This window comes from Pelagibacterium limicola, from assembly GCF_015694405.1.
Lineage (GTDB): Bacteria > Pseudomonadota > Alphaproteobacteria > Rhizobiales > Devosiaceae > Pelagibacterium > Pelagibacterium limicola.
This window is the reverse complement of record NZ_JADQDB010000002.1, coordinates 544871-562939: the sequence shown is the minus strand read 5'-3', so window position 1 is coordinate 562939 and position 18069 is coordinate 544871. Positions and strand designations below refer to the sequence as shown.

Sequence of the window (18069 nt, the reverse complement as noted above, 5' to 3'; positions counted from 1 at the left end):
GACGTCACAAATCACCCAGCTGGAGAGCGGATCGACGGACACCGGCCTTTTCTCCGCCGTTTCACCAGCAAGGGAATCCGTGAACCAATTTTCCTTGAAACCCTTTGTTTGATAGAATGCCTGCTCTATATCGAGGCATGTGCCAACTTGGAGTGCACCATGACCAGTCCCGTCATAAAGTCCGGCAAGCTCAGTTCGGTCGACCCCGTATGGGCGACAATCGTTGCCGAGGCGCGGGAAATATGCACCGCGGAGCCCTCGCTCACGCAGTTGGCTGTGTCCGTTGTGCTCAACCACGACTCGTTCGAATCTGCGCTCGCTCACAGGCTGGCGGCGCGGCTGGACCATGCGGACGTACCTGCCGATCTCATACGGCAGTCCTTCGAAGATGTCCTGGCCGATCATCCGGAAATTGGTGAAGCGGCACGGGCCGACCTTGCCGCAACGCTCGAGCGCGATCCCGCGTGTGATCGGGCAGTGGTTCCTTTCCTTTATTTCAAGGGTTATCAGGCGATCCAGACGCATCGGTTCGCTCATGCGTTGCTTAACGACGGGCGCAAGGACTTCGCCCTCTATCTGCAGAGCCGCGCGAGCATCGTCTTCCAGGTTGATATCAATCCCGCGGCCCGGATCGGCAAGGGTATCATGCTCGATCACGCGACGGGGTTTGTCGTTGGCGAGACGGCCGTGGTTGGCGATCACTGTTCCATCATGCAGGACGTAACGCTGGGCGGCACCGGGAAATCCCATGAAGATCGCCATCCCAAGATCGGCAATGGCGTGCTGATCGGGGCAGGTGCGAAGATCCTCGGCAATATCAGGGTGGGCGACTGCTCGCGCGTCGCCGCCGGGTCCGTCGTGCTTAAGGAGGTGCCGCCGCGCACAACGGTTGCGGGCGTCCCCGCCAAGGTCGTCGGCGAAGCGGGCTGCAACCAGCCATCGACTGTGATGGACCAGATCGTCATGGTGCCGCGCGACTGATAGGCCAAAACCTCTCGCAACCTCTCATGGGGAAATCGCCTTGTGGCATTGCAGAGGCCGTACAGGGCCGGTATGCATCGGCTAACACCCATTGGAGAGAGTTCGTGAAGCACGACGAAATTATCAAGCTGCAGAAGTATCTGCAGAAAACGTTCGCCAACCGCAATATCGATGTCCGCCCCCGGCCCAAGCAGGACGACTCGGTGGAGTTGTACTTGGGCGAGGAATTTCTCGGGCTGATCTATGTCGACGAGGACGAAGGCGAGAAATCATACATGGTGCAGATTTCGATCCTCGACATCGATCTCGAGGACGTGAACTAGGCACCTCCACCAGGGCAGTCGCCTCTCTTCCGTTCTCTGGGTCCCGGCATTTCGTCATATATTGAGTGGCCGGGTTCCCGCCTTCGCCTCCACCGTAGATGACGGCTACTTGCGCAGCCCTGCCAGCCAACTCTCCACCGTTTCGTCGAACCGGCGCCAATTGTCGAGCACCGATGGCTCGAAGGCGAACACGGCGGTGTTGCGGTCCGAGAGTTGTACGGTGCGGATGCAGGTTTTCTGCTCGCCGCCCATAGCGACCGGCACCGCACATTTGGCGACGAACGGGGTGGGGCTTAGGGGGTCGTACCAAACCGTCTCACCCACCGTTCCCGCATCACCCGCGAGTGGTTTGCCCACAAGCCCTGGCGGACCTTGAAGCTGTGCATTGGCGAACTGGCGCAAATAGACGCTGTCGAGCAGGTTGGCGCTTGTGCGGATACGCCCTCGCGGCATGATCGTGACGTCGACCATCGTCAGCCGTCCGCCCGCCCCGAGCGGCAAGGCCAGCGCCATGTCGAGGCGATCCGAAAATCCGTCCCTCCGCTGGATGGGGTCGGACATCAGCGCAGCCGGCACCACATAGTGTTGCGCGCCTATGGTGACGAGGTGCGTCGCGGTGAGAGCAGGGTTTGCCGGCTCCTCGCGCGCCGCATCCAGCCAGGCGCCCACCGCATATGCGCCACCCAAACCAAGCATTGCGACGATCAGGGTAAGCACGGCCAGGGTGTAAAAGACGTTCTCCGTCTCCACTTGCCGTGCCGGATTTGCTTTAGACACCCGCGTTTTCCCCAAGCTGAAACCGCAATTAACCATGCCGCTGCTGCAGGCATGACAAGCAGTTTGGCGCCGGTTATGCTTAACAAAGTGTTAATCTTGCCGCCTGTCATGCGGTTTGGCTCAAAGGTGCTTCGTGTCCCAGCTCGTTCTTGCGCTGTTCATCATCGGTGTCGGCTTGTGCACGGCGGGAATGCTGACGCATCTTTACCAGGGGCTTTTCCGCGAGACCGCCGGTATCCGCATCTATGGAGCGTCTCCGGCGCGGGGGCTATTCAATCTTGTCACCACCTTCTTCTGCGGCCCCTATATCATGCTGCGGCTGGGCTGGCAGAGCGGGGAGGCGGGGCAGATCTCCGTCCTGAACGTGTTACTTGCCGCCTTCATCGCGTTCGCCTGGAGCTTCGTTACCGGGCTGATTATCCTCGGCAGTTACGTCACGGTGATACGAGCTCTGGTGTAGCAGCAAACCAGCCATGCATTGAGCGCATGGCAGCTATTCCTTGCGCTCGTGGGCAAATACGGCAAAAAGGTCCCCACGAACGTTGGACTCGGTGAAAACCCGGGTGTCTCTTCCGGCCGCCGATCCGCCGGATAACTAAACCGACAGCCTTCTCCTGCCCGTCGCGGTGCGTCTTGCCCGCTGGTTTGGTTTCTCACATTCCGGATATTCAATGTTTTATCTGAACGCCTACCGCGCGCAGTGGTTTGGCAACATTCGCGGCGACATGCTCGCCGGTCTGGTTGTCGCGCTCGCGCTTATTCCCGAAGCCATCGCCTTTTCGATTATCGCCGGTGTCGATCCCAAAGTCGGCCTTTATGCTTCGTTCTCGATTGCTGTCATCACGGCGATCACGGGCGGGCGGCCAGGCATGATCTCGGCAGCCACAGCCGCTACGGCGGTTCTGATGGTCACACTGGTCCGCGATCACGGGCTCGAATACCTCCTTGCGGCAACGGTACTTGCGGGGCTGCTACAGATTGGGGCAGGGCTGCTGAAGCTGGGCAATCTCATGCGCTTCGTATCGCGTTCGGTAATGACAGGGTTCGTCAACGCCTTGGCGATCCTGATCTTTCTCGCGCAAGTTCCGGAACTGATCGGTGTGCCCCACCTCACCTACGTCATGGTCGCAGCCGGCCTTGCGATCATTTATCTTTTCCCTCGCCTGACCAAGGCAATACCGTCGCCGCTGGTCTGCATCTTGGTCCTGACCAGCGTTGCAACCGCCTTCGGTCTCGATGTGCGTACAGTGGGAGACATGGGCGAGTTGCCCTCGACGCTCCCCGTATTCCTCATTCCCGACATCCCGCCCAACTTCGAAACGTTGATGATCATCTTCCCCTATTCGGCGGCCGTTGCGGTGGTCGGGCTGCTCGAATCCCTGATGACAGCGCAGATTGTCGATGATCTCACCGATACGCCATCTGCCAAAAACCAGGAATGTATTGGCCAAGGGATCGCCAACACGGCAACCGGGTTCATCGGCGGCATGGCCGGTTGCGCGATGATCGGTCAGTCGATCATCAACGTGAAATCCGGCGGCCGCGGCCGGCTATCGAGCTTTACCGCTGGCGTACTGCTGCTATTCATGATCGTGGTGCTGGGCGATCTCGTTGCGCAGATTCCTATGGCAGCGCTGGTCGCCATCATGATCATGGTATCGATTGGCACCTTCTCATGGTCATCGATCAAGAATCTGCGCGACCATCCGCGATCCTCCTCGGTCGTGATGATCGTCACCGTTGTGGCGGTGATCTACACCCACAACCTTGCCATCGGCGTTCTGGCTGGCGTGCTGCTCTCGGGCATCTTCTTTGCGTGGAAGATCGCCCAGCTGTTCCGCGTTACGTCGATGGTTTCCGACGATGGGCGGCATCGCACCTATGTCGTTGAAGGCCAGCTCTTCTTTGCATCCACCGAAGACTTCATGGCCGCATTCGATTTCAAGGAAGTGCTCGAAAAGGTCACCATCGATGTTTCCCGCGCTCATATCTGGGATATTTCCAGCGTTGCAGCTTTGGATATGGCCGTGCTCAAATTCCGCCGTGACGGTGCGGAGGTTGAAATTGTCGGCCTCAATGAAGCGAGCGAGACGATTGTCGACCGGCTTGCCGTACACGACAAGCCCGGCGCACTCGACAAGCTGATGGCCCATTAGGAGCAGGCGATATGTCCAACCCCCTCGTCGCATTTGTAGATGGTTCGATTTACTCGAAAAGCGTTTGCGAGCACGCCGCCTGGCTTGCCAAGCGTATGGGCTCGTCCGTGCAGATTCTGCATGTGCTTGGAAGGCGCGAGACCCCGCCGTCCGATCTGAGCGGAGCGATCGCCCTCGGCACCCGTTCGGCCCTGCTCGAACAGCTCAGCGAACTCGACGCCCAACGCGCCAAACTGGCCCGCGAGCGGGGCAGGGTAATCCTGGAGGATGCGCAAAGTATCGTTTTGAAGGCCGGCGTCAGCCAAGTGACAACCCGGCTTGTATCCGGCGACATCCTCGAGACAGTCGGCGAATTGGAAGCCGGCGCTGCGATGATGGTTATCGGCAAACGGGGAGAAGCCGCCGATTTCGCAAAACTGCATTTGGGCTCCAATCTCGAACGCGTCGTTCGCGCGTCGCAAAAACCGGTTTTTGTGGCATCGCGAGCGTTCAGGCCGATCGGCAAGGTGTTAGTTGCATTCGATGGTGGCGTTAGCAACATCAAGGCTGTCGACCACATTGCGGTGAGTCCTCTGTTTCGAGGGCTAGACATCACGCTTTTGACGGTGGGCGGCGAAGGCGACGATACTGCGCGCAAGCTCGATTATGCGCGCGGCAAACTGGAGCAGGCGGGAGTGAGCGCGGTTTCCGAGATCAGGAACGGTCAGCCCGAGGTTGTTATAGCATCGGCGGTGGAACGTGAAGGTTTTGACCTCCTTGTCATGGGTGCTTATGGTCATTCTCGTATCCGAAACCTGCTGATTGGCTCCACGACCACCGAGATGCTGCGGTCCTGCATGGTGCCGGTACTCCTTTTCAGATAGGGGTTAGCGATAGAATCCGACGTCCTCGGCGCGCGATTTCGCCCCCGTATCCAACGCGAATTGGCCGAAGCGGTTGAGCAGGCCCGGACAGCCGCCGGCCGATTGCCGAAAAGCGGTTGGAAATCGATCCGGCAGTAACACGTTGCATCCGCTGCGCGTAAAAAAAGGCCGTTCCCTTGATGGAAACGGCCTTCGAGTTTTCGCCTGTCGGGGCGATTGAGGTATTCGGTTGCGTTTCGTTAGTGACCAGCCGTTGCCGTCACGATGTTGTCGCGCGCATCGAGAATGTCGACCCACTGGCCGGCATGGGCCTGGCTCTGGCGCTTGAGGAAGGTATAGGGCGTGTCGGTCCAGACCTTGATGAGCGATTCCTGGTTATCCAAAATCAGGTCGCCGCGATCGGTCCGGACCATCAGGACCGCATGGCCCTCGCCGTTCGGCTGCATGACGACCGAAATCAGGAGCGTCGAGGCCGGCCATCCACGCTCGATCAGCGCGGCGCGCTTGGCAAGCGCGAAGTCTTCACAATCGCCGTATCCGCGGCTGGGGTAGGTCCAGAACTCATCGACACCGTAGATGTCGCGGTCGCTCGCGGCCGTGATCGTGGTGTTGTAATGGTTGTTGACCTCCTGGAGATCGCGCCAGAGAGCGTCGGTCAGCGCGATGTTCGCGACCTTTTCCAGCGGCTGGCACTCGTGGGGCAGCCGCACGCAATATTCGGCATGTCCGACCGGAATGGAGGTCTGGTTGCCCACCGAAGCAAAGGCCGCATGGGTTTCGACAGCGTTCGCAGGCGCGGATGCACCCAGCGAAGCAAACAGGGCAATGAGCCCGGAAATGAATACGTTTGTTTTTTTCATTATCGTGATCTCCCCGACGGAAATCACGTTAAGCGGGGCAAATTTCCCCGATGCCAAAACTACAACGCAGTTTTGAATCGAGTTTTATATGCTTGATTTACTTGTGGTTAGGCATACTCGCCTCGGCCTTCACAGGCTTTCGGCTATCACGCAAAATCCGTTTCCAAAGGGGTCGGCGCAAAAGGCGGCAGGCTTTGGGCCCTCAGACTTGAATTCCCGTTCGATAGAGCCGCCATTGGCGCGGATTTTCTCGACGAAATCGGAGAGAGAAGGGACGTGAAAGTCGAGATGTACCGGCGTCCAGTGGCGTGTGTAGTGCCGCTTCTCTCCACTGCCTTCCGAACTCTCGGTGCCTTCGACCTTTCCGTGCATGCATATGGTCAGGTTGCCGCCGTCGAGCACTGCCATTGTGGGAAACGGGCGGGCAAGTTCCTTGAAGCCGAAGTCGGCACCGTAGAAGTGAAGCCCGGCTTCGAGCGAGGGCACGTCAATGCTTACATTGTCCCTGATCTGGTGTTCCATGGGTTCATTCCTGTCGTGAGCGGTTTGCGGTCTTGAACCAAAGGACGCACCGCCCGCCAGTTTCCCGACAGGGGATGAACTGTGCGTGTCGTTAGCGCCGCTCGTAAAACGCGTTCCCGCCCGCAACCAGTACATAGTACATGTTCTTGTACGGAAAGGTCAGGCCGGCGGTGTGGAAGAACATGGCATTGCCGACGCCGGGGTGGCGGGCGCCATTGAGCACCTGATGGGCGACCCGCGACGCGAGTTGTACGCTGCGCGGTTCGGTCATGGGCTTTCTTAGAACACCCTCGGCAAACTGGTTCTTCTGACCGACAACGCCGCACACATCGTTGGGATAGCCCTTGGCGTAAAGCCGGTTCATCACCACCGTGCCCACGGCCAGCATCCCTTCTTCGCTCGAGCGGTTGGATTCGAAATACATGACACGCGTCATGCATTCATGCGGTGACCGCGCACCGAACCAGCCGAACGAAAAGCAGCCGGAAAGGGAGGTGAGGGCGACAAGGGCAGTCAAAAGCGCAGCGGCTTTTCTTACTATACGCATGGCACAAACGATCCAGAATACGCGGACAGGGTGCACCTGCGATCCGGCCCCCGGGACCGCCAATGTGCATAAACTGCGATCAGAATACAGGCGATGAGGTTAAGTATCTGTTCACGCTACGTATTGGCGCAGGCGTTTCCGGGGCACTTGCAGCCACGGACAATTCTCAGTTCATCGAGAGGTTCTGCTGCACGACCGTGAGCATTTCCTGGACCGAGGCGAATTCCACCGCGATGCCGTCCTGGAAATGCCGGACGACACGGGCCCGCATGCGGCCGAGGGTCACCGGCGTGCCGAGTGCAGGCCGTACATCAAGTTCGACGGCGGCGCCCGAAAGGGAAATGTCGGTAATCTTGCAATTGTAGCGACGCCCGTCCTCGAGGAGGATCGAGGAGTGCCGTATATCGGGTACGACGCGCTCATGGCGCCGGTCTTCGGGAAGATTCAGGAGATCCTTGTTGGCCAACCAGGTGAGCTGGGCTGCCAGTTTGTCGCGCCTGCGCGGGGACGACACGAGAGTCATCTCGAACCCGCCGTCGATCAGTCCCGTAATCGTACCCTCAACGCGTCCGAGGTGATCGAGATAGATGATTATCTTTTCACCGGGATCTCCCGAGACAGGCGCGATCACCCGCGCACCGCCCGGCGACATGTCGATGATCTGGCAGGGAAATTCGCGGCGGTCTGCCAGCATGTAGCGGCCGAGAACCGAGACGCGAACGCTTTGATACCGGTCGTCTTCGGCAGCCTGCTGCACGGCCTGACGTTCATTATCAAATGTCAGGTCATGAATAAGCATCAAACGCGTCCGCCATATTGTTAGGTCTTAAAGCCGAACAATAGGGCATTTTGCGTTAATGCTTGGTAATCCCTGTCTGGCGGAATTGCCGAAAATCGCGGCGGATCAGGCTTTTCCCCCGTCGATGACCGCGAGATGCGCGTAACGGCGCGCCGAGGAGCCGGCGACGGTCACCGGAATCGGCGGCATGTTGCCCGCATGCATTGCGCCGGCCATTTCGTTCACGGCGCTGGCCGTGATCTCTCGGGTCGCTGCGGTGTCGTGGTCATCCGGCCAGATCAGCCGAAGCCCGGTGATCCGCTGTTCGGTAACGGGATGAATTCCAAGCCAGTAGGGGGTATCGAGTGCAGTGAGGCCGCCCATGATGCGTGCGGTTGTCACACCGTTGTGGCGGAGCGGGAACAGCACTGTTTCGAAAGTGGCGGTCTCGCCCCGGTCCGATTTGCCTTCGAAGGTAACGAGCGCTACGGCATGATCCTCTGTCACCGCACGGATGAGGGTGTCGAGGGCATCGCGGTCCTTGCCGGACCAGAGCGAAGCGAAAGGACGCCCCTTGAGTTCGCGGCAGTAGGTCGAGCACAGATGAGAACCGGCCAGCCGGAAGTCAAAATCCAGCCCGTCGTCGGATTCGAGTATAAAGGTATAGGCAAGAGCCTCCCGAATCCGTGTAGGATCGATGTCGCGTCTCTCGGGCGTCGAGCGGGCGCCCCGGATTTCGTTCCAATACGCGTAAAGCGTTCTTGTGCTGCGCTGTTGCATGTGGCCTAACGTTCTTTCACCGGGTATGCCGCTCCCTAGGGGCGGGTCTTGCCGAAACTTACCGAACTACACTCGCAAAACGGCGCGGAAAAATCGCCCTTAAACAATCATTAAGGTTAATTTCCACCGCCCAATTGTGGACAGGTTCACCGCCTGCGTCCAAGCCATTGTGGAGCAAGGGAAATATTCGATGAGCCAAAACGTTCCGAGTGGAGAGGGCGGGGGAAGACAGCCGATTTTTCTCGTTCCCGGCGGCGTAGCGGCCTTGGCCGGGCTCCTGGTTGCAATCCATGTGAGTGCGGGCCTGGTTCTCGATGTGCATGGTCTGGGTAACCTACGGATATGGTTCGGTTTTATCCCGTTCCGTCTGAGCGCTCCGGACCTCTTGCCCGGTGGCTATCTGCCGCTTTTGTGGACGGGGTTCACACATGCACTCCTGCATGTCGATGCCATGCATCTAATCGTCAACACTGCCTGGCTTGTCGTCTTCGGGACACCGGTCGCGCGCCGTTACGGGAAGGGTCGGTTCTTCGCCGTCTTCTTTTTAGGCGCGCTGGCGGGCGCGGTGCTGCTTGCGGTGATTCAACTCGCTTTTGTTAACCAATTCAGCGTGCTGATCGGGGCCTCGGGCGGAGTCGCCGCACTCACCGGAGCAGCGATGCGGTTCATCTTCCAGCCGGTGGTTGTGGGAGAGGATCCGACGACGGGCGAGCGCGTGATTCTGGGGCGCCAGACTGCAACCCTGGGTCAGCTTTTCACCGATCCGCGCAGCCGCGCCTTCATCATTGTGTGGATCGGGCTCAACCTGCTGATTCCGCTCGCGCCGCTCTTTCTGGACGTCCAGATTCCCATTGCTTGGGAAGCCCATATCGGGGGATTTGTTGCAGGGCTTCTCATGCCCTCGCTTTTCGACGCGCGGGCCAGGCGTTACCGGGGGTAGACCTTTTCGGGATCGAAGAGGGCAGGCCCGCCGACATCTTCAAGGACGAACTCGCCGTCCCGACGAACGACCTTGCGGTAAAAGCAACTCTTGCGGCCAGTGTGGCATGCCGCGCCATGTCCCAGCTGATTGACGACGAGGACGATGGCGTCCTGATCGCAATCGGTGCGCATTTCCACCAGTTCCTGCAGTTCGCCCGACGTCTCGCCCTTTTTCCAGAGCGCGTTGCGCGAGCGGGACCAGTAGGTCGCGTAGCCCGAATTGAGCGTCTCGGCGATAGCCTCCGCATTCATGAAGGCCACCATCAGCACTTCGTGCGAGGCGGCGTCGAGGGTTATGGCGGTCACAAGACCGCTGGCGTCGAATTTCGGCGCGTACACGGCCCCATCTTCGAGCTCGGCCTTGGAGAGCGTTTTAGGATCTGCAAACTTGGTCATGGCGCGGTCTTATCGGTTCGGGTCCGGCCGCGCCAGTGGATTTGGGCTTATCGTCCGGCACGGATCAGAGCGAAGAAGCGGTCCTGCTCCTGGCGATCTTCCGCAAAGACGCCGGTGAAGCGGTGGGTGACGGTCGAAGCGCCATGCTTTCTGATGCCCCGCATGGACATGCACATATGTTCGGCTTCCAGCATCACGGCCGCACCGCGCGGGTTGATCGCCTCATTGATGGCTTCGATGATCTGGGCAGTGAGGTTTTCCTGGGTCTGCAGGCGCTTGGCGAACACGTCGGTCACGCGGGCGAGCTTGGACAGCCCAACAACGCCGTCATGGGGCAGATAGGCGATATGCGCCTTGCCGACGAACGGCACCATGTGATGCTCGCAATGAGAGTGGAAGGGGATATCGCGCACGAGCACGATGTCGTCATACCCTCCCACCTCGGAAAAGGTGGTCTGGAGGATGGCGGCGGCGTCTTCGTCGTAGCCCCCGAAGAACTCGCGATAGGCGTCGACAACGCGGCGGGGGGTGTCCAGCAATCCCTCGCGCGTCGGATCGTCACCGGCCCAGGCGATCAGCGTCCGCACGGCGGCTTCAGCTTCCTCGCGGCTGGGGCGGTTGAGGACGCGCTCCAGCGCAGTGGCGGCAACAGCCTTGGGCTTGGCGTTCAAATCCATCAGTCGTCCCTCTCGCAACGGCGCGAAGCCGCCGGATGACGCCCGGGCCATATTGCTTTGCAGGTCGGGGCGAGGCCCCTTATATAGGCTGCGATAGGCTTTCGACAAGAAAACAGATCGGCCGGTGTTGTCGAACGATAGTCTTATTCTACTTTGGCTCGGACGCGCGCAATGAACTTTTCCGATCTCTACAGCCAGAAGATTCTTGAAATTGCCGGTTCGGCCAGGCTGATGCCCCGGCTCGGGAATCCCGATGGGTCCGCGCGCAAGGTTTCCCGCATTTGCGGTTCGGCCATCGAGGTCGACCTCAAGATCGAGGACGGCAAGGTTTCCGCCTATGGTGCCGATGTTTCGGCCTGTGCATTGGGGCAGACGAGCGCGGCGATCGTCGCGGGCAATATCGTAGGCTCGACGCCGGACGAATTGCGCGCCTTGCGTGACCGGATGACGGCGATGCTGAAGTCCGACGGTCCACCCCCCAACGGCCGCTGGGACGATCTCAAGTATCTCGAGCCCGTCCGAGGCTTTCCGGCACGCCATGCATCGACACTGCTCGTCTTCGATGCCGTCGCCGAGGCACTCGACCGGGCGGGCGCGTGATGAGAACTTTCTGGACGGTCCTGGATTTCCCCTTCAAGTGGATGTCGTATGCCCTGATCCAGTTCTATCGCTATACGTTCTCGGCCTTCATGGGTCGCAACTGTCGCCATGCGCCCTCCTGTTCGGAATTCACGCGCGATGCGATCCTCCAGCACGGTTTCTGGCCCGGCGGCTGGATGGGCGCAGGCCGCATCTGGCGCTGCCGTCCGGGCGGTACGCACGGATACGACCCGGTACCCGAGATGGTGCCGGAACAGGCGCGGTGGTATATGCCTTGGCGGTACGCGCGGTGGCGTGGGGACACCCATGAACACGCTTAGGGGCATGTGTCTTTGTGGTGCGGTGGAGTACAGGGTGGAAGATGCCTTCAGCGCCGCCTTTTACTGTCATTGCTCGAAGTGCCGTCGCACGACGGGGTCCGCGTTCAAACCGATGGCATCGATACCGTCCGGGAAACTCGCCCTTTCGCGCGGCGAGGACACGCTTCTGGTCTTTGGCGACCCCAACGAAACTCACGATATTCACTGCAGGTTCTGCGGCTCGTTCCTCTATTCGATCATCGACAACGGAAACACACACGTCGCGCTGGGCAGCCTCGTCGATGCACCCTCGGCCCGACCTTCGTTCCATATGTTCGTGGGCTCGAAGGCCCCTTGGTACGACATAACTGACGACCTGCCGCAGTATGACGAGTTCCCCACCTAGTTTCACGACCCAAGGCAGGGCTGGAAATCTTCCCGTTTCGTGCTATCAGGCCGCCTTGCGCATTTCCGCGCACGATAGGCATTCATGGAGACCTACGATGATTAAGGTGACGTTCCCCGACGGTGCAGTGCGTGACTACGCTCGCGGCACCACCGGGACCACCATCGTCGAAGGAATCTCCAGATCGCTGGCCAAGAAGACGGTCGCGATGCGCTGGAACGGCGAACTGGCCGACCTCTCGGACGAACTCGAAGCGGACGGACGGATCGAGTTCGTACTGCGCGACGATGACGCCGCGCTGGAACTCATCCGTCACGATGCTGCTCATGTTCTCGCCGAGGCCGTGCAGGAGCTGTGGCCGGGTACGCAGGTGACGATCGGTCCGGTGATCGAGAACGGCTTTTACTACGATTTCTACCGTTCCGAACCGTTCTCGGAGGACGATCTGCGCGCCATCGAAAAGAAGATGGAAGAGATCGTGGATCGCGGTGCGGCCTTTACCAGGGAAGTGTGGAGCCGTGACGAGGCAAAGAAGGTTTTCGCCAGCAAGGGCGAGAATTTCAAGGTTGAACTCGTCGACGCCATTCCCGTGGACCAGCAGGTCAAGATTTACAAGCAGGGGCAATGGTTCGACCTCTGCCGAGGCCCGCATATGCGCTCGACCAGGGATGTCGGTAAGGCCTTCAAGCTGACCAAAGTGGCCGGCGCCTATTGGCGTGGGGATTCAAACCGCGAGGTGCTTTCGCGCATCTACGGCACGGCCTGGGCAAACAAGGAGCAACTCGATCAGTATCTGACGATGATCGAGGAAGCCGAGAAGCGCGACCATCGCAAGATCGGCCGGGAAATGGACCTCTTCCATTTCCAGGAAGAGGCGCTTGGCTCGGTGTTCTGGCATCCTAAAGGGTTTCGCATCTGGCGAGAGCTCGAAGCCTATATTCGCCGCCAGCTCGATGCCGACGGCTATCAGGAAGTGAAGACCCCGCAGTTGCTGGACAACAAGCTTTGGGAGAAATCGGGCCACTGGGGCAAGTTCCGCGAGAACATGTTCGTTGTTCCCGACGAGATTCCGTCGACCGAAGACGATGGACCGATCGTTTCCGGCGAGGCGAACCTGCTGGCTCTCAAGCCTATGAACTGCCCAGCGCACGTCCAGATCTTCAAGCAAGGCATTAAGTCGTACCGCGATCTTCCTCTGCGTATGGCGGAATTCGGGTGTTGCCATCGCAATGAAGCACACGGCGCGCTGCACGGCCTTCTGCGTGTGCGACAGATGACGCAGGACGATGCTCACATCTTCTGCCGAGACGACCAGGTGACCGACGAAACACGGCGGTTCCTCGATCTTTTCGCGCGTGTCTATGGCGATATGGGGATGACGAAGATCTCATATAAGCTCGCTACGCGTCCCGAGCAGCGTGCCGGAGACGACGCAACCTGGGACCGCGCCGAGAAAGCGTTGGCCGATGCGTTGACCGCGGCAGGTGTTGCCTTCGATATCGCCGCGGGCGACGGCGCGTTCTACGGCCCCAAACTCGAGTTCCACCTCACCGATGCCATCGGGCGCACTTGGCAGGCCGGGACGTTCCAACTCGATTATGTGCTGCCTGAGCGGTTGGATGCGACCTATGTCGGGGAAGATGGCGCTCGCCATCGTCCGGTCATGCTGCATCGCGCGGTATTCGGCACATTCGAACGGTTCATGGGTCTGTTGATCGAGCACTACGCTGGCCGGCTGCCCCTCTGGCTCGCGCCGGTGCAGGTGGTCGTTGCGACCATCGTGTCGGATGCCGACGACTATGCCCGCGATGTCGTGGCCCGATTGCAGGCGAATGGCATCCGGGCAGAACTCGATACGCGCAACGAGTCGATCAACTACAAGGTACGCGAGCATTCTGTGGGCCGGGTGCCGTTTATCTTCGTCGCCGGCCGCCGCGAGGCTGAGGAAAAAACCCTCTCAATCCGGCAACTGGGCTCGCAAGGCCAGACGATCAAGGCGCTCGACGAGGCGATTGCCGCGCTGGTTGCAGATGCGACCCCGCCAGACCTCCAGCGCAAGGCCGGGTAATCCCGGGGATTTATTGCATGGTATGTTGGGTGCCGAGGCTCGGAGCCCGACGCCGCTTGGACGGCTGAAGCGCAGCAAAAAATATACCTGAACGAATTGAACGAAATTCGTACAATTCGTTCAGGTAAAGGCGCTAATATACCGTGGTGAGGATTTCGATTTCGCGCGCCGAGCCAGGCCGCACTTCGAATTCACGGTTGTAGACGGTGGGTCCGAGCTTGGCGAGCGCAAGGTACTGGCCCTCAGCGAGAACCGTCGCCGGGAAAGCGCCGATATCGGTGAAGACCGTCTCGCCTCCAGCTGTCTTGATTGTCCATTCGACATCCGCAATGGCCTCGCCACCTTCTTCGGAGACGAGCTTTAAAGTGACCTGGGCGGCCTTATGGTACAGCGTCGCTTCTGTGACCTGACCCGGCTCGACCCGTAATTCGGAGCGGATGACGGCGTTGATCGGACCGAAGCGCGATACGATCGAATAGACCCCCGCATTGAGATGGACGAGTTCGCCTGGGGGAATGTTTTCTGCCACGGTGATGCGACCGTTGGGGCCGTCCGAATAGATGTCGAAACGCAGCATCCCCGGAGGAATGGCGATGTCACCGGTGATGAGGGCATCGAGCCTCAATGCACCGACTTCGAAGATGATCGTGCGGTTGTTGGGACCGGGTTCGACGAAGAGGGTGTCCGTCGCCTGCGCGCGGCCGAAAGCTACATGCAGCATGTATTCACCCGGCGGGAGGCCGAACGTCGCGGTGGCGTCCTCGGATTTTGCGACCATCGCCAGTTCCCCACTCGAATCGGTGCGGGAGTCGAAAATCCGCCAGACCAGTCCCTCGGGTATGTAGGGCCCATTGGAGGAAATGCGGGCCGAGAGCGTCAGCGGCTGGGGCGTGGTTATGCCCGAAAAATCAGGACGGGCATCGAACTCGTCGTCAAACGTGCCCCCGTCGATGATGACGCCTTCAGGCAATTCATCTTCATCGAAAGGGTTTTCGATATCGAACTCATTGTCATTGGCGGTGCCGCCAAGATGCGCGGGGCGGGGGGGAGGAACCGGTGCGATCATTTCCTCGGCGCCATTCTGGGCCGCAGCCGGTTGGGCAAGCCCAAGGGCCAATATGCTCAGTGCTATCAATAACCGCATTCGCCTGCCGTTTCCGCTTGCTGCTCTGCAAGGGTTTTCATTCCTGCCGCGATTCCTAATTCCGAAATCGGGAAAAGCTGTGTCATAAGCGCGCCCATCGAGCAAGTTCCGGAGCTTCAACCCGTCATGACCGTCAATGCCGCCCTTCGCGATTATCTCCACACGCGCCGTACCGTTACCGCGCCGTTCCTGGCTGAGCCGGGCCCGGGCGTCGAAGCTCTTGAGGAAATTCTGACGATCGCCTGCCGCGTCCCCGACCACGGGAAGCTGGCTCCCTGGCGATTCATCGTCTTTTCGGGCGAGGCGCGAAAACAAGCTGGAGAAATGCTGGCCGATCTCATCAAATCACGCGAGCCGGAGGCCGCCGATGACCGGCTTGAGATCGAGCGCAATCAGTTTCTGCCGGCGCCCGTCACGGTGGGGGTGGTGAGTATGGCCGCGCCGCACGTCAAGATCCCGGAGTTCGAGCAACTCCTGGCGGCCGGCAATGCCTGCTTCAATCTCTGTCATGCGGCCAATGCGCTCGGCTTTGGCACGCATTGGGTGACGCGGTGGTTTGCCTATGACGAGGAGGCCGCGGCGATGCTTGGTGCGCAGCCGGGAGAGCGGTTTGTCGGTTTTGTGCATATCGGCACGCCGCAAACCCGGCTCGAAGAGCGCGATCGGCCGGATGTCAAGGCGAAAACGGTGTTCTGGGCACCATCCTTAACGGGTGGTTAACCTCTGGTAGGATTCTATTAACCATAGGTTTTCCTCGAGTCGGATTCCAATGGCGTCGCCCATTTCGAACATTCCCGCGCCTATCGCCTATGCCATCGACAGGGCTGGGCAGCGCAATGGCGTGGATTTCGATTACCTCGTGCAGACGGCGATCCGCGAGAGCAGTCTCAATCCCAACGCCCGCGCTTCTACCTCTACGGCTACCGGCTTGTTCCAGTTTATCGAGAGCACGTGGTTCGAGGTGATGAAGGATGAGGGGCCGCGGCTTGGCTATCAGGACTTCGCCGATCATATCGAGGAGTACAACGGCGAATTCTTTGTCCGTAACCCGATGATCCGGCAGCAGATTCTCGATTTGCGCAAGGATCCTGAGGTCGCTTCCGATCTCGCTGCTGCCTTTACGCGCCGGAACGGGGATTATTTACAGCAGAAGTTCGGGCGCACGCCCAGTCCCGGAGAGCTCTACATCGCACATTTCCTGGGTGCCCGCGGGGCGGAGCGGTTTTTCCAGGCGGGGCTCGAACGACCCGATGCGATCGCGGCGCAGCTTTTTCCCCGGCCGGCCGAGGCGAACCGCACCATCTTTTACGACAATGGTCGTCCCCGCACGGTGCGGGAGGTCTATCAGGTGCTTGTCGCCCGGCACCACGCCCAGCCTGGACCCGCCAACGCCGGGTTCACGGCCCAGCAATACGCCAACCAGCAACCCCTGCCGTCTCGGATGGAACTCGACAATCGTCCTTTGATCCCGCCCGGTGTCTCATTCTCCTCCCTCTTCTCAACCGAGGTCGACGGCGCGCCGGGAGCGCCGGTCGAGGCGCCACAGCCAAGGACGCTGTTCAGCGGCTTCTATTCGGGGGAATAGGGTTGCGGGATTTATGGTGAACCAATCCTTAAGCCTTCCCGCATAAGGTGAGCCCGTTGAGTGCCGGGGATGCGTATGGTCGCCTATCAGCGTTATGTAGAGCTTTCTCAATCCACCGATAGCGAGGAGCGCGGGCAGGCGGCCCATCTGGCGGCGCTTGCCTATCTTGACCACCGGGGGCCGGCTGATGAGCAGGCGGCGCTTTATGCCGCGCTCGTCAATTTCCTCGACGATGCATCGGTGCGGGTGCGCGCCGCTCTTGCCTATGGGCTCCTGCATTCCGACCGCGCGCCGCGCCCGATCATGCTTTCGCTGGCCCAGGATGCGCCGGTCATTTCTCGGGCGGTCGTGCAGTATTCGCCGGTCCTGCTCGATGCCGATCTCATGGGTATCATCCGCTCGGGCGATCCCGACATGCTCGCGGTGATGACGGTGCGGTCTAGGCTGTCGTTGCGCGTGGCGCTGGCCTTATTGCGCATTGGTTCCGCAGATATCTGTATCCGGGTCCTCGCGCGGCCCGACCTCGAATTTCCCGAGGACGACCTGATGGCCCTGGCCGAGCAATGGGGCGAGGATGCAAAGGTGCGCGGGGCCTTGTTCCGGCGCAAGGATTTGCCGGGTCTGGCGCGGCTATACTTGGTCGAACGCGTCCGGGAGGCGCTGGGCGGCATGCGCATCGTCAAAGGCTCGATCCAGCCACGCCGGCTGCAAAGGCTGCTGCGTGACGCGGGCGATGCAGCGGCGGCGACCATCGGCGAGCGCGAGGCAGGAAAGGGTAGGGCGCGCTACGTCGCCTCCATGGCCGAGGCGGATCAGATCAATTCGCGGCTTATGCTGCATGCGCTGGTGCATGGCCAGGTCCTGTTTTTCGCCGATTGCCTTACCCACCTGTCAGAGACGTCTCGCGCAAAGGTCTTTACCCTGCTGGACAGCGGTTCCCGGGCGGCGCTTAACGCGGTCTTTTCGCGTTGCGGGTTTTCCCCGGCGGTACGCAATTTGCTCGCGCGCCTGGTTTTCCACGCGCGGAATGCCGACCTCGCCGACGATCTGGCGGCCCGCCATTTCGTCGTTTCGCTGCTAATCGAGGAACTGATCACAGAGCACGATGGCGATATTCCTCCCGCCCTCGACGAGGCGTTTGCCTATCTAAACGAGCAGAACATCGCACTGGCGAGAGCGGCCGCGCGCGGCGTGATGCCGGCCTTCGCCTCGGAGGCGCCGGATGTCCAGATGGTGCCGAATCTGCAGCACGATACACCCTTGGCATTGCCGGCGGCCTAGCCGTTGCCCGGTCCCGGTTCACAGTATCGGACATGACCCAATTTG

Annotated in this window: 21 protein-coding genes, 2 pseudogenes and 1 other annotated feature; of the genes and pseudogenes, 14 read left to right on the top strand and 9 right to left on the bottom strand. The window is 60.2% G+C overall.

Annotated features, from left to right (window positions below):
• Positions 1-159 precede the first annotated feature (159 nt).
• Both cysE and I2G20_RS05875 read left to right on the top strand, forming a co-directional pair.
• The gene (cysE, locus tag I2G20_RS05880) at positions 160-981 is read left to right on the top strand and encodes a serine O-acetyltransferase (RefSeq protein ID WP_196258732.1); all 822 of its coding nucleotides are present in this window, start codon (positions 160-162) and stop codon (positions 979-981) included.
• A gap of 104 nt (positions 982-1085) precedes the next feature.
• Positions 1086-1304: a DUF3126 family protein gene (locus I2G20_RS05875; protein ID WP_196258731.1), complete on the top strand. Its 219-nt coding sequence runs from the start codon at positions 1086-1088 to the stop codon at positions 1302-1304.
• Between the two features lie 105 nt (positions 1305-1409).
• On the opposite strand, the gene I2G20_RS05870 is transcribed toward I2G20_RS05875, so the two are convergent.
• A complete protein-coding gene (locus I2G20_RS05870; protein WP_196258730.1) occupies positions 1410-2081 on the bottom strand; it encodes a hypothetical protein in 672 nt (223 codons plus the stop codon).
• A gap of 133 nt (positions 2082-2214) precedes the next feature.
• On the opposite strand from I2G20_RS05870, the gene I2G20_RS05865 reads away from it, so the two are divergent.
• The 4 genes and pseudogenes from I2G20_RS05865 to I2G20_RS17570 all read left to right on the top strand — a co-directional run.
• Positions 2215-2541: a DUF6949 family protein gene (locus I2G20_RS05865; RefSeq protein ID WP_196258729.1), complete on the top strand. Its 327-nt coding sequence runs from the start codon at positions 2215-2217 to the stop codon at positions 2539-2541.
• A gap of 81 nt (positions 2542-2622) precedes the next feature.
• Positions 2623-2678 (top strand) — a sequence feature (sul1 is cis-regulatory element that is thought to sense ions involved in sulfur or methionine metabolism; They are found in Alphaproteobacteria).
• Between the two features lie 74 nt (positions 2679-2752).
• The gene (locus I2G20_RS05860) at positions 2753-4237 is read left to right on the top strand and encodes a SulP family inorganic anion transporter (protein ID WP_196258728.1); all 1485 of its coding nucleotides are present in this window, start codon (positions 2753-2755) and stop codon (positions 4235-4237) included.
• Positions 4238-4248: 11 nt separating this feature from the next.
• Complete coding sequence (locus I2G20_RS05855) at positions 4249-5100, top strand: universal stress protein (protein ID WP_196258727.1); 852 nt, start codon at positions 4249-4251, stop codon at positions 5098-5100.
• Between the two features lie 98 nt (positions 5101-5198).
• Positions 5199-5261: pseudogene (locus I2G20_RS17570) on the top strand (TraR/DksA family transcriptional regulator); the annotation flags it as partial.
• Between the two features lie 78 nt (positions 5262-5339).
• On the opposite strand, the gene I2G20_RS05850 reads toward I2G20_RS17570, so the two are convergent.
• The 5 genes and pseudogenes from I2G20_RS05850 to I2G20_RS05830 form a co-directional block, all read right to left on the bottom strand.
• On the bottom strand, positions 5340-5960 hold the full coding sequence (locus tag I2G20_RS05850; RefSeq protein ID WP_196258726.1) for a transglutaminase-like cysteine peptidase: 621 nt from the start codon (positions 5958-5960) through the stop codon (positions 5340-5342).
• A gap of 129 nt (positions 5961-6089) precedes the next feature.
• Entirely contained in the window at positions 6090-6482 is a 393-nt protein-coding gene (locus tag I2G20_RS05845; RefSeq protein WP_196258725.1) for a VOC family protein, read from the bottom strand.
• Positions 6483-6576: 94 nt separating this feature from the next.
• Positions 6577-6924: pseudogene (locus I2G20_RS05840) on the bottom strand (cell wall hydrolase); the annotation flags it as partial.
• Between the two features lie 271 nt (positions 6925-7195).
• Positions 7196-7828 (bottom strand): PilZ domain-containing protein, encoded by a 633-nt coding sequence (locus tag I2G20_RS05835; protein ID WP_196258723.1) that lies wholly within the window; start codon positions 7826-7828, stop codon positions 7196-7198.
• 105 nt (positions 7829-7933) lie between these two features.
• Entirely contained in the window at positions 7934-8587 is a 654-nt protein-coding gene (locus I2G20_RS05830) for a PAS domain-containing protein (protein WP_196258722.1), read from the bottom strand.
• 190 nt (positions 8588-8777) lie between these two features.
• Here I2G20_RS05830 and I2G20_RS05825 point away from each other — a divergent pair, with 190 nt between their 5' ends.
• On the top strand, positions 8778-9527 hold the full coding sequence (locus I2G20_RS05825) for a rhomboid family intramembrane serine protease (RefSeq protein WP_196258721.1): 750 nt from the start codon (positions 8778-8780) through the stop codon (positions 9525-9527).
• Here the strand turns inward: I2G20_RS05825 and hisI are convergent.
• Both hisI and folE read right to left on the bottom strand, forming a co-directional pair.
• Positions 9515-9964 carry a phosphoribosyl-AMP cyclohydrolase gene (gene hisI / locus I2G20_RS05820; RefSeq protein ID WP_196258720.1) on the bottom strand — a complete coding sequence of 150 codons (450 nt, stop codon included), beginning with the start codon at positions 9962-9964 and terminating at the stop codon, positions 9515-9517. The two genes, I2G20_RS05825 and hisI, sit on opposite strands and share 13 nt — an antisense overlap.
• Positions 9965-10011: 47 nt before the next feature.
• Positions 10012-10641, bottom strand: a complete 630-nt coding sequence (gene folE, locus I2G20_RS05815; RefSeq protein ID WP_196258719.1) for a GTP cyclohydrolase I FolE — start codon at positions 10639-10641, stop codon at positions 10012-10014.
• A 171-nt stretch (positions 10642-10812) separates the two neighbouring features.
• Between folE and I2G20_RS05810 the strand changes: the two genes are divergently transcribed.
• The 4 genes from I2G20_RS05810 (at position 10813) to thrS (ending at position 14014) form a co-directional block, all read left to right on the top strand.
• Positions 10813-11241, top strand: a complete 429-nt coding sequence (locus tag I2G20_RS05810; RefSeq protein WP_196258718.1) for an iron-sulfur cluster assembly scaffold protein — start codon at positions 10813-10815, stop codon at positions 11239-11241.
• Positions 11241-11561, top strand: coding sequence for a membrane protein insertion efficiency factor YidD (yidD, locus tag I2G20_RS05805; protein WP_196258821.1), 321 nt, complete (start codon positions 11241-11243; stop codon positions 11559-11561). Before I2G20_RS05810 ends, yidD begins: the two co-directional genes overlap by 1 nt.
• Positions 11548-11946 carry a GFA family protein gene (locus tag I2G20_RS05800; RefSeq protein ID WP_196258717.1) on the top strand — a complete coding sequence of 133 codons (399 nt, stop codon included), beginning with the start codon at positions 11548-11550 and terminating at the stop codon, positions 11944-11946. Before yidD ends, I2G20_RS05800 begins: the two co-directional genes overlap by 14 nt.
• Positions 11947-12043: 97 nt before the next feature.
• Positions 12044-14014 (top strand): threonine--tRNA ligase, encoded by a 1971-nt coding sequence (thrS, locus tag I2G20_RS05795; protein WP_196258716.1) that lies wholly within the window; start codon positions 12044-12046, stop codon positions 14012-14014.
• 133 nt (positions 14015-14147) lie between these two features.
• On the opposite strand, the gene I2G20_RS05790 is transcribed toward thrS, so the two are convergent.
• Positions 14148-15158 carry a hypothetical protein gene (locus I2G20_RS05790; RefSeq protein ID WP_196258715.1) on the bottom strand — a complete coding sequence of 337 codons (1011 nt, stop codon included), beginning with the start codon at positions 15156-15158 and terminating at the stop codon, positions 14148-14150.
• A 126-nt stretch (positions 15159-15284) separates the two neighbouring features.
• On the opposite strand from I2G20_RS05790, the gene I2G20_RS05785 reads away from it, so the two are divergent.
• The 3 genes from I2G20_RS05785 (at position 15285) to I2G20_RS05775 (ending at position 18024) form a co-directional block, all read left to right on the top strand.
• On the top strand, positions 15285-15878 hold the full coding sequence (locus tag I2G20_RS05785; RefSeq protein ID WP_196258714.1) for a nitroreductase family protein: 594 nt from the start codon (positions 15285-15287) through the stop codon (positions 15876-15878).
• Between the two features lie 49 nt (positions 15879-15927).
• On the top strand, positions 15928-16743 hold the full coding sequence (locus I2G20_RS05780) for a transglycosylase SLT domain-containing protein (protein ID WP_196258713.1): 816 nt from the start codon (positions 15928-15930) through the stop codon (positions 16741-16743).
• Between the two features lie 69 nt (positions 16744-16812).
• Positions 16813-18024: a DUF2336 domain-containing protein gene (locus I2G20_RS05775; protein ID WP_246472907.1), complete on the top strand. Its 1212-nt coding sequence runs from the start codon at positions 16813-16815 to the stop codon at positions 18022-18024.
• The last annotated feature ends 45 nt before the right edge of the window (positions 18025-18069 follow it).

Coding starts and splice junctions, on each gene's coding strand:
- I2G20_RS05850 (WP_196258726.1), bottom strand. CDS start 5,960: ATGAAAAAAACAAACGTATTCATTTCCGGGCTCATTGCCCTGTTTGCT.
- I2G20_RS05780 (WP_196258713.1), top strand. CDS start 15,928: ATGGCGTCGCCCATTTCGAACATTCCCGCGCCTATCGCCTATGCCATC.
- cysE (WP_196258732.1), top strand. CDS start 160: ATGACCAGTCCCGTCATAAAGTCCGGCAAGCTCAGTTCGGTCGACCCC.
- hisI (WP_196258720.1), bottom strand. CDS start 9,964: ATGACCAAGTTTGCAGATCCTAAAACGCTCTCCAAGGCCGAGCTCGAA.
- I2G20_RS05855 (WP_196258727.1), top strand. CDS start 4,249: ATGTCCAACCCCCTCGTCGCATTTGTAGATGGTTCGATTTACTCGAAA.
- folE (WP_196258719.1), bottom strand. CDS start 10,641: ATGGATTTGAACGCCAAGCCCAAGGCTGTTGCCGCCACTGCGCTGGAG.
- I2G20_RS05830 (WP_196258722.1), bottom strand. CDS start 8,587: ATGCAACAGCGCAGCACAAGAACGCTTTACGCGTATTGGAACGAAATC.
- I2G20_RS05825 (WP_196258721.1), top strand. CDS start 8,778: ATGAGCCAAAACGTTCCGAGTGGAGAGGGCGGGGGAAGACAGCCGATT.
- I2G20_RS05835 (WP_196258723.1), bottom strand. CDS start 7,828: ATGCTTATTCATGACCTGACATTTGATAATGAACGTCAGGCCGTGCAG.
- I2G20_RS05810 (WP_196258718.1), top strand. CDS start 10,813: ATGAACTTTTCCGATCTCTACAGCCAGAAGATTCTTGAAATTGCCGGT.
- I2G20_RS05845 (WP_196258725.1), bottom strand. CDS start 6,482: ATGGAACACCAGATCAGGGACAATGTAAGCATTGACGTGCCCTCGCTC.
- thrS (WP_196258716.1), top strand. CDS start 12,044: ATGATTAAGGTGACGTTCCCCGACGGTGCAGTGCGTGACTACGCTCGC.
- I2G20_RS05775 (WP_246472907.1), top strand. CDS start 16,813: ATGCGTATGGTCGCCTATCAGCGTTATGTAGAGCTTTCTCAATCCACC.
- I2G20_RS05790 (WP_196258715.1), bottom strand. CDS start 15,158: ATGCGGTTATTGATAGCACTGAGCATATTGGCCCTTGGGCTTGCCCAA.
- I2G20_RS05785 (WP_196258714.1), top strand. CDS start 15,285: ATGACCGTCAATGCCGCCCTTCGCGATTATCTCCACACGCGCCGTACC.
- I2G20_RS05860 (WP_196258728.1), top strand. CDS start 2,753: ATGTTTTATCTGAACGCCTACCGCGCGCAGTGGTTTGGCAACATTCGC.
- I2G20_RS05800 (WP_196258717.1), top strand. CDS start 11,548: ATGAACACGCTTAGGGGCATGTGTCTTTGTGGTGCGGTGGAGTACAGG.
- yidD (WP_196258821.1), top strand. CDS start 11,241: ATGAGAACTTTCTGGACGGTCCTGGATTTCCCCTTCAAGTGGATGTCG.